We start from the raw sequence: 12,618 nt of genomic DNA on the forward strand, positions 1-12,618 counted from the left end.
TAAAGCAAATATATAATGTGTAAAATATATAAATCGGCCGGAATGGGTGAACGGGGTATTTAAAATGGTGAACCGATATTATGAATATTTTGCAAAAGAAAAAGCCTGCCGGAAATTATCCCGACAGGCTCATATAATAATAAAAAATTATTCTTACTTAGAAGATATGATAGAAGCGCGCAGAGAGTTATTAGAGTTAACTCCGATAAATTTAGATGCAGCGCTCAATTCTGCAGTGTCGTCTCCCTCTGCAGCTTTGTCTGCAGTTTCCATTTCAGCGAATTTATTCAAAGCTGAAACAAGTGCATCTTTTGATACATTGTTTTTTGTCAACAGGTCAAATGCATAACTGTCTGCTTTTTTGTTCTGTTCATCTGTGTATGGAATCTGTATAAGTTCATTCACCACTGTTCCCATTTTGTCTCCTGAGAACGAAAGAAGTTTTTCCAGCTGTGCGCTTCCGGCTTTAGTCGCATTGTCTTCCGAAGCAACTTTCAGCAGGGAGTCACGAACATCTTTATTGGCAATATGCCCTATCTGCGTGGAAATAACAGCCAGCAATTCTTCATCCGAAAGCAAATCCATCATACCTGTATAAATACGGATGCTACCGTCGGCAGTGGCCAAAATATTCACTTCAGGATTTACATAGATTTTGTAGTTGAGACTGAGTCCGTCTACGGAGATGTAGTCAGTTGCTACCAGTCCGACAAGTCTTTTGTAGTATTCAGTTTCTTCTGTAGCAATAGTATTGTTAGCATCCATAAACTCTACTATCTTAACCGATACTTTGTTAGCTACTACATCAGAAGCCAGTTCGCCCGCTACATTCCCTGCCGCCTTCGTTACGGATTTACCTACGTTTTTGAGAGCTTTTCCAAATTGTGCGTTCATAGGAAGAGTTAAAGCACACATTACGGCAATCAGTGCCGGAATAAATAATTTTTTAGTCATAGTCTTGAGTTTGTTATAAAAAATAATGATTCATATGTAGTTCTCAATCTTAAAAATGTAAAGTCTTTATTTGCCTATTGTATTGTGTTAAGTTTGCACAATGTTAAGGGGAGCAAATATATTAATAATATGCAATATAAAAAGTTAAAATTCAGATTTTAACCCTTTGTGTCAAATTTGACATAAGTAGGCTGGTATTGAAAAACCAGTGAGGGGAGTCTTAAATGTAGTCTTATTATTTCGAAGCCAGATACATAGAGCATGTACCCATGGTGTATGTTTTACATAGAGCCTCTGTGAAACCGTTTTTGAGAAGAGTATTAATCATATCTTTTCCCTGTATAAATGCTTCGATAGATTTGGGGAGATATGAATATGCAGCCTTGTCTTTCGAGATAATGCGGCCAATGGTAGGGATAAACAATCGCGAATAAAGCCAGTATCCCTGTTTCATCGGGAAATGTTGAGGTGTGGAAAGTTCCAGAATCATTAGTTGCCCTCCGGGTTTTAATACGCGGAGTATTTCTTGCAGGCCTTTATCAAGGTCTTCGAAGTTGCGGATGCCGTATGCTACCATAGCGGCATCGTAAGAATTATCTTCGAGTTGCAGGTTCATACAATCCTGTTTATCAAAGGAGATAATGTCGGATAAGCCAGCTTTTGCAACCTTTTGTCTACCGACATCCATCATTCCTTCCGAGATATCGATGCCCAGTATCGTTTTCGGATTGAGAATACTGCAAGCCTGTATGGCAAGGTCGCCCGTGCCTGTTGCAATATCCAGAATGGATTGCGGATTGAGTTTTTTAAGCATTGAAAGACCTTTTTTGCGCCAGCTGATATCGATACCCATCGACATGGTACGGTTGAGCGTATCGTAATTTTCGGCGATAGAATCGAACATCCGTTCTACCTGTGCTCCTTTATTTTCGTTGCTGGAGTAGGGGACAATCTTTTCGGCGTCGTAGGTCATTTTTTATATTTATATTAATTATATACTGCGGAGATAATAGAATATATCTTCATCATAGATATCTATGATTTTGGTCTTGTTTCCTTCGGCAATTATCTGGAAAGGATCGGTCGAATTATCCACCAGAAGCCAGTAGTCAGCAATAGGTACGAACATTGAGAAAAGATTCTTCATACCTGCATAATAACGCCTTACTACCACATCGTCGTCTACATGATGCCCACCGAAACGTACGCGTTGCTCTACACGTCTTATCGCAAGTTCGGGAGATTCGAGCCAGAAATAAATAAGCGTTACAAAATATCCTTCCTTTTGCGCACGGCGTATAAAATTAGCGTATGACTTGGTCGCAAGGGTAGTTTCTATGGCAAAGTCTTCCTGCATGCGCATCAGTTCGTTCATGCGCATGATCATAAGGCGGCCTGCATCGATAGCTACTGTTTCGGGCTGAAAAGGAGATAAGCCTTTGGCTATTTCATCGGCATTGATGAACTCCTTACAGTCGAGCATTTCGGGAAACATGGCATACGACGCAGTTGTTTTTCCCGCGCCGTTACAGCCTGATATGATGTAGAGATTCGGCATTCTTATTCTAACCTCTTTATTTTAAATATTCGCTGATATTTTTTTCGATGCGGGTTGCTACATGTGCAGCTTCTGCCTTGACGAATTTTTCACCGACTATTTTTTCATATAGTTCGATGTATCTTTCCGATACGCTGTTGCAATATTCTTCGGTCATTTCAGGTACCTGTTGTCCTTCCTTGCCTTGGAATCCGTTTTCCATAAGCCATTTGCGGACAAATTCTTTGGATAACTGGCGCTGTTCTTCTCCTGTGTCGAACAATTCCTGATATGTATCGGCATAAAAATAACGTGACGAATCCGGTGTATGGATCTCATCGATCAGGTAAATCTTTCCGTCTTTCTTTCCGAATTCATATTTCGTATCTACAAGAATCAGATTCTTTTGTGCCGCCATTTCAGTTCCCCGTTGGAATAGGGCATAGGTATATTTTTCCAGCTGCTCGTATTCTTCTTTGCTTACAAGCCCTTGTGCGATAATTTCTTCTTTCGAAATATTTTCGTCATGCCCTACATCTTCTTTTGTGGTAGGAGTAATAATCGGTGTAGGAAACTTTTGATTTTCTTTCATTCCCTCGGGTAGCGGCACTCCGCAAAGCGTTCTTGCGCCTGCCTTATATTCGCGCCATGCACTACCTGTAAGATACCCGCGTATCACCATTTCCACTTTGTATTGTTCGCAGCGAAGTCCGGCGGTTACCATAGGGTCGGGAGTCGCCAGTTTCCAATTGGGAACGATATCGGATGTCGCATCCAGAAATTTGGCTGCAATCTGGTTCAGTACCTGACCTTTATACGGGATACCTTGCGGTAACACCACATCGAATGCAGATATGCGGTCGGTTGCTATCATTACCAGTAAATCGTCACCTATAGAATATACATCCCTTACTTTGCCGTGGTATACGTTTGTCTGGCCGGGAAAATTAAAATCTGTTCTTACTAAAGTATTCTTCATTTGTTTTTAATCTGATTTGTTCTGTCTTATAACAAAAAAGCACGCCCAAAGTTACGCGAAAGTTGTTTAAAAAGCAATAAAGATTATGTTTATAAAGAGTATCGCCCGATTCTTACTTCGTTTGTTTAACCTTTTGTAATAGTATGCATCTTTTTTACCTGTATTTGTTAACTTTAGGCTTTTGAAGAACCAGAACTGTATTTTTAATTATTTAAAAATGGAAACCACGATAAAATTAATCAAAGGAGATATTACAACTATTGAAGCGGATGCTATTGTCAATGCGGCCAATTCCTCATTGCTTGGCGGTGGTGGAGTAGACGGCGCGATACATCGCAAAGGAGGCAGCCAAATATTGGAAGAATGCAAAGCTATCCGCAACAGGCAGGGCAAATGCGCAACGGGTCAGGCGGTATATACATCTGCAGGATTGCTTCCGGCCAGATATGTTATTCATACAGTGGGGCCGGTGTGGAACGGTGGCTCGGCTAACGAGAGGCGGTTATTAGGTGAATGTTATACCAGTTCGTTGAAGCTGGCGAATGAACTTAATGTGCATTCTATTGCCTTTCCGAATATCAGTACCGGAGTATACCGATTTCCGAAACGGGAAGCGGCGGAAATTGCTATTCATACTGTGACAGAATTTTTAGAAAAAGATAACAATACTATAAGCGAAGTGATATTTGTCTGCTTCGATGATGAAAACTACTTATTGTATAAAGAGATGCTCGGTTTGGAATAAATATTTGAGAAAAATAACGTGTTATTCATTCTAAGATTTTAATTTTGTTTTAACAAAAAACAACTCATATCCATGCTATGAAAAAAAGATTAGTTTTATTTCTTATATCGGTAGTAACTTTACTTCCGGTACTTTCACAGGAAGCGAGATTGCTTCGTTTTCCTTCGACAAACGGTCAGGAAGTTGTATTTTCCTATGCCGGCGATTTATACAAGGTATCCATAAATGGTGGAGAAGCCCAACGTCTTACATCCCATGTAGGATACGAAATGTTCCCGAAATTCTCCCCCGATGGCAAAACTATCGCTTTCACCGGACAGTATGACGGTAATACCGAAGTGTATACAATCCCGTCTACAGGAGGTGAGCCTCTCCGTGTAACTTATACTCCTACCAATAGTCGCGACGATATAGGCGACCGCATGGGTCCTAACAACATAGTAATGGGGTGGAAGCCCGACGGAAAAGAGATTGTTTACCGTAACCGTATTAGCGGCGGATTTAGCGGAAAGCTTTATCTGGTAAATAACGAAGGTGGTTTGTCCAACGTTATTCCTTTGCCCGAAGGCGGTTTCTGCAGCTATTCACCTGACGGAAAGAAATTAGCGTATAATCGTGTGATGCGCGAATTCCGTACATGGAAATATTATAAAGGCGGTATGGCCGATGATATATGGATATACGACCCTGCAGCAAAATCGGTAACGAATATAACCAACAACGATGCACAGGATATTATGCCTATGTGGATAGGCGATGATATTTATTTCATATCCGACCGTGACCGTACAATGAATCTTTTCGTTTATAATACGAAGACTCAGCAGACAAGTAAGGTGACTAACTTTACGGAATACGATATCAAATTTCCGAGTCATCATGGCAACACAATTGTCTTTGAAAACGGCGGATACATCTATAAACTGGACGCCTCTACCCGTCAACCTCAGAAAATAAACATAACGCTTTCTTCGGATAATATTTATGCCCGCAGCGAAATCAAAAACGGTGATAAATATGTGAGAGCAGCATCCGTATCTCCTGACGGCGAGCGTCTGGTAGTGACTGCCCGCGGCGAGGTATTCAATGTTCCTGCAGAGAAAGGTGTGACTAAAAATATGACCCGTTCGCCCGGTGTTCATGAAAGGGAAGCACAATGGTCGCCCGACGGAAAATGGATAGCATATATCTCCGATGCTACAGGCGAAACAGAGTTATATCTGCAGGAGGCAACTGGCTCGGAACCTGTGCAGCTTACACGAAATAACGATACATATATCCGCGACTTCGAATGGAGTCCAGATGCAAAATCGATAGTATATACTGACAGAAAAAACCGTATTAATCTGTTGAATGTATCTTCGAAGCAGAAAACAATGCTGCTTCAAGACCCTGCCGGAGAACCGAGAGGTGTAACATTCTCCCCCGATAGCAAATGGCTGACCTATACCCGTATGGAATCGAATGACTTTAATGTGGTGTATGTTTTTGATATCGCTGCCAAGAAAGAGTATCCGATAACCGATAAATGGTATCAGTCGTCTGCTCCGGCTTTTAGTAAGGACGGTAAATATCTGGTACTGTCTTCATCCCGTGATTTTAATCCGATGTACGGTTCGAAAGAATGGAACCATATTTATCAGAGTTCGAATGGAATCTATCTTGCTCTCCTTTCTAAAGATACACCTTCGCCTTTCATTGAAAAGGATGCCGAAGTAAAGACCTCAGATTCTAAGAAGCCGGAAGCTGCTAAGAAAGATTCGCTGAATACGGTGAAAATAGATTTTGACGGCATAAGCGAACGAATCGTAAAACTTCCGGTGAATGCGTCATATTACTGGGGTTTCTATTGCGACGGGGAAAAGGTATATTATAACCGTCCGGGTGCTGCCATGATGTTCGACCTGAAAAAACAGAAAGAAGAAACGATTGCAGACGGTGCTTCTGTTTATATCGGTTTCAATGATAAGAAAGCGACATTCTATAAGAATAACCAGTTCTTTGTAACTAATATTCCATCCGGAAAGACCGAACTGAAAGACCCTGTGAATATGAGCAACATGAAGATAACGACAGATTATCAGTTGGAATGGGCTCAGATATTCGACGAAGCATGGCGCGTATACCGCGACGGTTTCTATGTGGAAAATATGCACGGAGTGGACTGGAAAGCGATGAAAGCGAAATATGCCGTACTACTGCCGTATGTAAAGAATCGTCTTGACCTTAATTATATTATAGGTGAAATGATCGGTGAGCTCAATTGTGGACATGCTTATGTCAATCCGGGAGAGGTCGACCGTGCCGAACGAATCAATACGGGGTTGCTGGGTGCTGAAATATCGAGGGATAAGAGCGGGTTCTTCCGTATAGAAAAGATACTGCAAGGCGCTTCCTGGGATAAAGGACTGCGCTCACCTCTTACCGAAGCGGGTATAGATGCTAAAGTAGGTGATTTTATTGTTGCAATCGACGGTGTAGCCACCAATAGTGTGAAAGATATGTATTCTCTCCTTGTAGGAAAAGCTGGCGTACCGACGGAAATATCGCTTAATAATAAAACACAGCTGGCAGGTGCCCGCAAGATAGTAATCAGCCCGCTGGCTGAGGAAGCTACCCTTTATCAATATGAATGGGTACAGAATAACCTGAAAAAAGTAGAAAAAGCATCGAACGGAAAAATCGGCTATATATACATACCTGATATGGGAGTGGAGGGGCTGAATGAGTTTGCACGCTATTTCTACCCTCAACTCGATAAAGAAGGTTTGATTATCGATGACCGTGCCAATGGCGGCGGAAATGTATCTCCTATGATACTCGAACGTCTTTCACGCGAACCTTACCGTCTGACAATGCGCCGCGGGTCTACCCGTGTAGGTACAGTGCCCGATGCAGTACAGGTTGGCCCTAAAGTATGTCTGATAAACAAATATTCGGCATCGGACGGAGACTTGTTTCCGTGGGGATTCCGCGCTCTCGGACTGGGTAAACTTATAGGTACACGCACATGGGGAGGTATAGTCGGTATCTCGGGATCTATGCCGTATATGGACGGAACGGATATCCGTGTGCCTTTCTTTACCAGTTTCGATGCCAAAACAGGTGATTGGATTATCGAAAATCACGGTGTCGATCCTGATATCCTCATCGATAATGACCCTATTAAGGAATGGAACGGTGAAGACCAGCAACTCGACAGGGCTATAGAAGAAGTAATGAAAGAACTGAAAAACCGTCAACCGTTGAAAACAGTACCGTCTCCACGGGTATGGAATAAATAAGAGATAGAAGATATTAATATATAGCAAGGCTTGCAGAAAGGCAGGCCTTGTTAATTAATACATATAATCTCGCCAAGGCGCTAAGGAAACTTTTTGCGGCTCTGCGTCTTTGCGTGAAAATTACTTTTTGTATTAAATTCTTATTTAAATTATGAATAAACTTAAGAAACTAACTATTGCGATTTTATTGTCATCATTTAGTCTATGCTATTTATCATGCGGAAAAAATCCTGATAAAGAACTTAATTATGAGGGCATATCATTTAAATATCCTTCCTACTGGAATATGACAACTGAGAAATCGGAGAGTAATTCTGTTTATATAAATGGAGAAGAGAAGTTTCACAAGGAAACAATATTAATGATTGCGGTTTCTCCAGCCGAAGTTGAGCCTAAATATTTTCTGGATGGTATTATTTCAAAAATGGAAAGAGAATATGAGGTGAGTAAAGAACCTTTAGAGGAAGGCGAATATGGGAAATACAAAGCTTTATCTATAAAGTATAAGGCCGAGGGAAAGCTGGATAAAGTCTATGGTATTGCATATGCATTCAATGTAGACGGAAAAACTTTACTTATTGTAAAACAGAGCGATAAGGACTACGAACTGAAACATCAAAAATACAAGCTTATAGAAAATAGTTTTAACATAGAAAAACCGGCACAAGACAGTATCCCGTAAATATTAATAGATACCTTTGCCCGACTTTTTACTATATAATATGAATAAAACCAAAGGTATTGTTTTTGCCCTTATCTCATCGGGTACATTCGGCCTGATAGCCTTCTTTTCTATTCCACTGATGAAAGCGGGTATGCAAGCGCCCTCAATCCTACTTTTCCGATGCATATTGTCGGTATTAATGATTGGTGCTGTATGTCTGATAAGAAAAAAAGATATAAAAATATCACCTAAAGCTGCTGTTCAACTACTCTTTCTGGGGTTGCTGTATACTATGACGGCCATGGGATTGTTATATGCCTATAATTACATATCGAGCGGGGTGGTTACAACTATTCATTTTCTGTATCCGATTTCGGTAGCATGCATGATGATTATATTCTTCAAAGAAAAATTATCGCGTAATCTTCTTTTTGCTGCTTTACTGTCGCTATTGGGTGTCGGCCTTTTGTCGTGGAATGATGAAGGATTTATTAATACCCGCGGATTACTCGCAGTATTGATGATTGTTTTTACTTACTCCATATATATAGTATGGCTCAATAGTCCTGAGATAAAGAAGCTGGAATCGGAGGTCGTTACATTCTACGTCATGCTGTTTGGCGGCTTTATCTTTGCCGTGCTTGCATATTCCACTACCGGAATTCAGTTAGTGACCGATGTACCCTCTATACTCAATCTACTTGGGCTTTCCCTTTTTGCGACAGTGATATCTAATCTTACACTGGTTTTGGCAGTTAAATATGCCGGTTCCACTATCACATCCATACTCGGATCGCTCGAACCGGTAGTCGCTACAGTTGTTGGAGTGTTCCATTTTGGCGAACCGTTCGGCTGGAATAGTTTATTCGGACTGTTGATTATTATAGGAGCGGTGTTATTAGTCGTTCTTACGGGTAAGAAGAAACAAAATATTCAGGTAAATTAATGCCTCACAGTATTATTTTGAATGGATTGCTATCCTTTATTGCACATTTTTACTATTTTTGTGCGATGTAAGAATTAACTAAAGCTATCCAATATTTATAACTAGCTAATAATCATCAAATAAATATAGAAATGAGTAATAATTTATTAAAAGGCAAAAGAGGAATCGTTTTCGGTGCTTTGAACGAAAAATCAATTGCATGGAAAGTTGCCGAAAAAGCTGTTGAGCAGGGAGCAATAATTACATTATCAAATACTCCTGTGGCAGTAAGAATGGGCGAAACTAATGCCTTAAGCGAAAAACTGAATGCAAAAGTTATTGCTGCAGATGCAACAAGCCTTGAAGACCTTGAGCAGGTATTTGTTCAGTCTATGGAAACACTTGGAGGAAAAATAGATTTTGTTCTTCACTCTATCGGTATGTCTCCAAACCTGCGTAAAGGAAGAGAATACGATGACCTCGATTACGGATTGTTAGGCAAGACATTAGATATTTCTGCTATCTCATTCCACAAAATGATGCAGGTAGCAAAAAAACTCGATGCAATCTCAGAGGGAGGTTCTGTGCTAGCCCTAACTCATATAGCTGCTCAGCGTACATTTACTGGATACAACGATATGGCAGATGCCAAGGCATTGCTCGAATCATTTGGCCGTAGCTTCGGATATATTTACGGACGAGATAAGAAAGTGCGTGTAAATACTATTTCACAGTCTCCGACTATGACTACTGCCGGACAGGGTATTGGCAGCGGAATGAACGCTTTCTTCGACTTTGCAGAAAAAATGTCTCCGCTGGGTAATGCCAGTGCAGAATCATGTGCCGACTACTGTATTGTAATGTTCTCAGACCTTACACGTATGGTAACCATGCAGAACCTGTTCCACGACGGAGGATTCTCCAGTATGGGTCTTACATCTGCGGTTGTTGAAGATTATATAGACAAAAAATAAATTAGCAAACAATATTGCCGACGGTTCATAAATATTATTTTATGAACCGTTTTTCATTTAAAAGCGTTAGTTTTGTATTGTCTTCTTATTCAGTAAAATACATTTAGAATAGAAAAGCCATGCTAGTCAAATTATATGAAGAGAATCCGAATCCAAAAGAGATCGACAAGATTGTAAAGGTTTTGCAGGATGGAGGTATTATTATTTATCCTACCGATACAGTCTATGCTATAGGTTGTGATGCATTGAATGTGCGTGCTGTAGAGCAGATATGCAGGATGAAAGATATCAACCCTGCGAAAAGTCATCTTTCTATTATTTGTAATGATCTGAGTAATATAAGCGAATATGCGCGGGTAGATAACAATACTTTTAAGGTGATGAAGAAAAACCTGCCCGGACCCTTTACCTTCATATTGAATACAACATCGTCGCTTCCGAAGATTTATAAGAACAGGAAGACAGTAGGCATACGCATTCCTGCCAATAATATAATCCGCGAACTCGTCTATAATCTGGGTAACCCAATAATGACTACTTCGGTAAAAGATGACGATGAAGTGATTGAATATACTACCGACCCTGAACTGATATATGAGCGTTATCAGGATATGGTAGATATAGTCATCGATGGTGGGTATGGTGGTATGGAAGCATCTACTATTGTCGATTGCACCGAAGGGGAACCGGAGATAATCAGGCAAGGGAAGGGGGAATTAATCATATAATTGCAAATAGCTTAAAATAAAATCGGGGAAGATGAAAAACATCTTCCCCGATAATTTTATAACTACTCTCTATTAAGAATTTGTCTGAAAATTAATAACCTGGATTTTGTTTCAGCAATGGATTTGCCGACATGTTTCTTTCATCTATAGGGAAACGATTTTTATTCGGGTCTTCTGACGCTACGTGATCCCACCAGTTTGCGTTGACATACATATCCCAACGTATCAGATCGGTACGGCGGCGGCCTTCGAGTAAGAACTCAATTTTCCATTCGTTCAGCATTCTGTATTCGTCCAGGTTGGCAGCTGTTACCGGATTTGGATCGTTTCCATTCTCGAAATAACGGGCACGTACCTGATTGATCAGTTCTGCAGCTTTGGCTTTATTACCTGCTCTCATTTCACATTCGGCCAATGTGTAATAGAATTCTGTAAGTCTCATTACAGGAATATTAGGTTCATATAATTTATCTCGTTCCGCATAGGTAGGAACAGGGCTTAACTTCATTAAGCGGATTCCTGAATTTTCTTCTGCTGTAGCAATTGTAGAAGGCAGATCGTTGACAGTTGGATATTCTGCTGTTCCCAGTTTCTTCATATAGGTTATTTGGTCTACTAAAGTGATAACCTCATTCAAATACTCTCTTGCACCTGTACAAACAGAACCATCCAACGGATTTTCCTGTCTTCCCATCATAAACATTCCTCTGTATTTGCCTCCACCGAGATAGACATATTGCTGCTTGCGCACATCAGTATCTTCAAACAGGCTGAACGGTCCTGCCAGTTCGTAACTATATTTCTGGCCATTAGGTTTAAGAGACGGAACCAAACACATTCCGTTATTTCGGTGTAATCCGTCAATACCTCCAAGTATAACATTTGAATTGTAATGCTGCATGTCTGAAAAATAACCTGCATCTGTTGTTCCTCCTGTCCTTGTGCTTGGAATAGCCCACATGATTTCGTTACTTTTGGCATTTTCGAAACCAAAGGTCATAGTCCAGTCTTGGTCTAATTCATAGGCTCCGTATTTACCTGCAATAATATCCCTGCATATCTGCGCAGCTTCTTCATACATCGGTTTTTTGATATAGGCTTCGGCATTGAAGTAGAGCTGGGCTTTCAGTCCCATTGCTACGGCTTGAGATATGTTGCCGATTTCTTCTTTGCCGTCTTTATCGCCCGATAATATTGTTTTCTTAGGGAGTGAATTGATAATCGACATATCGAGTAAGGATTCGATATAGTTAAACGTTTCGACATCAGTGTTTCTTTCTTTCAACATCATTTCTCCACGGTGATAAATCGGAACGCCACCGAAAAGATCCAACCCTTCTTTATAAAAGAAAGCGATAAGTACCTGCTGTTGATTCAACATAGATTCTTTAGTGCCTTCAGGAAAACCTAAAGCCTCAAAATCTACATATTTGTCAATATCGTCCAAAGCATCATAAGCCAAGCTGATACCCATGCCGAAACCGTACCAGCCGTTGTATAGTCCGTCCGTAGTTATTGAAAACTCGTGATGATGCAACTTCTGAAACACACCTCCATTATACCAGTCGCTACCGCGGGTAGGAAAGCAGAGTTCATCTGTCCCCAGTTCCTGTAACCTGAATCGGGAAGCATCAGAAGCTCTATACCATCGCCAGTGAGTAAAAGGTCTGTTGAAACGTTGCCATACGGCATCTTGAGTAGTGAAAAAAGTTTCCGGGTCAGCCTGTGTGTAAAATTCCGCATCGATATTACAAGCAGTAAAAGAGAATGTAAATATCGACAAGGCGGCGCCTATTATTAATTGTTTTATTTTTTTCATTATTGTATC

Annotated in this window: 11 protein-coding genes; 6 read left to right on the forward strand and 5 right to left on the reverse strand. The window is 40.6% G+C overall.

What is annotated here, in order from left to right:
• Positions 1-153 precede the first annotated feature (153 nt).
• The 4 genes from K348_RS0103695 to K348_RS0103710 all read right to left on the reverse strand — a co-directional run bounded on the left by K348_RS0103695 (position 154) and on the right by K348_RS0103710 (position 3,470).
• The gene (locus K348_RS0103695) at positions 154-954 is read right to left on the reverse strand and encodes a M48 family metalloprotease (RefSeq protein WP_029903054.1); all 801 of its coding nucleotides are present in this window, start codon (positions 952-954) and stop codon (positions 154-156) included.
• 235 nt (positions 955-1,189) lie between these two features.
• Positions 1,190-1,927, reverse strand: a complete 738-nt coding sequence (gene ubiE / locus K348_RS0103700) for a bifunctional demethylmenaquinone methyltransferase/2-methoxy-6-polyprenyl-1,4-benzoquinol methylase UbiE (protein WP_029903058.1) — start codon at positions 1,925-1,927, stop codon at positions 1,190-1,192.
• A gap of 18 nt (positions 1,928-1,945) precedes the next feature.
• Positions 1,946-2,512, reverse strand: coding sequence for a zeta toxin family protein (locus K348_RS0103705; RefSeq protein ID WP_029903060.1), 567 nt, complete (start codon positions 2,510-2,512; stop codon positions 1,946-1,948).
• A 16-nt stretch (positions 2,513-2,528) separates the two neighbouring features.
• Positions 2,529-3,470, reverse strand: coding sequence for a phosphoribosylaminoimidazolesuccinocarboxamide synthase (locus K348_RS0103710; RefSeq protein WP_029903061.1), 942 nt, complete (start codon positions 3,468-3,470; stop codon positions 2,529-2,531).
• 217 nt (positions 3,471-3,687) lie between these two features.
• On the opposite strand from K348_RS0103710, the gene K348_RS0103715 reads away from it, so the two are divergent.
• The 6 genes from K348_RS0103715 (at position 3,688) to K348_RS0103740 (ending at position 10,790) form a co-directional block, all read left to right on the forward strand.
• Positions 3,688-4,215: an O-acetyl-ADP-ribose deacetylase gene (locus K348_RS0103715; RefSeq protein WP_029903063.1), complete on the forward strand. Its 528-nt coding sequence runs from the start codon at positions 3,688-3,690 to the stop codon at positions 4,213-4,215.
• A 77-nt stretch (positions 4,216-4,292) separates the two neighbouring features.
• Positions 4,293-7,499 (forward strand): S41 family peptidase, encoded by a 3,207-nt coding sequence (locus K348_RS0103720; protein ID WP_029903065.1) that lies wholly within the window; start codon positions 4,293-4,295, stop codon positions 7,497-7,499.
• A gap of 151 nt (positions 7,500-7,650) precedes the next feature.
• A complete protein-coding gene (locus K348_RS0103725; RefSeq protein WP_029903067.1) occupies positions 7,651-8,181 on the forward strand; it encodes a hypothetical protein in 531 nt (176 codons plus the stop codon).
• Between the two features lie 40 nt (positions 8,182-8,221).
• The gene (locus tag K348_RS0103730) at positions 8,222-9,109 is read left to right on the forward strand and encodes a DMT family transporter (protein ID WP_029903069.1); all 888 of its coding nucleotides are present in this window, start codon (positions 8,222-8,224) and stop codon (positions 9,107-9,109) included.
• Positions 9,110-9,240: 131 nt separating this feature from the next.
• Positions 9,241-10,062, forward strand: a complete 822-nt coding sequence (locus tag K348_RS0103735; protein WP_029903071.1) for an enoyl-ACP reductase — start codon at positions 9,241-9,243, stop codon at positions 10,060-10,062.
• Between the two features lie 119 nt (positions 10,063-10,181).
• The gene (locus tag K348_RS0103740) at positions 10,182-10,790 is read left to right on the forward strand and encodes an L-threonylcarbamoyladenylate synthase (protein ID WP_029903073.1); all 609 of its coding nucleotides are present in this window, start codon (positions 10,182-10,184) and stop codon (positions 10,788-10,790) included.
• 91 nt (positions 10,791-10,881) lie between these two features.
• Here K348_RS0103740 and K348_RS0103745 read toward each other — a convergent pair whose 3' ends face one another.
• The gene (locus K348_RS0103745; protein WP_029903075.1) at positions 10,882-12,609 is read right to left on the reverse strand and encodes a RagB/SusD family nutrient uptake outer membrane protein; all 1,728 of its coding nucleotides are present in this window, start codon (positions 12,607-12,609) and stop codon (positions 10,882-10,884) included.
• Between the last annotated feature and the right edge of the window lie 9 nt (positions 12,610-12,618).

It is taken from the genome of Prevotella sp. 10(H) (genome assembly GCF_000711235.1).
Classification (GTDB): domain Bacteria; phylum Bacteroidota; class Bacteroidia; order Bacteroidales; family Dysgonomonadaceae; genus Dysgonomonas.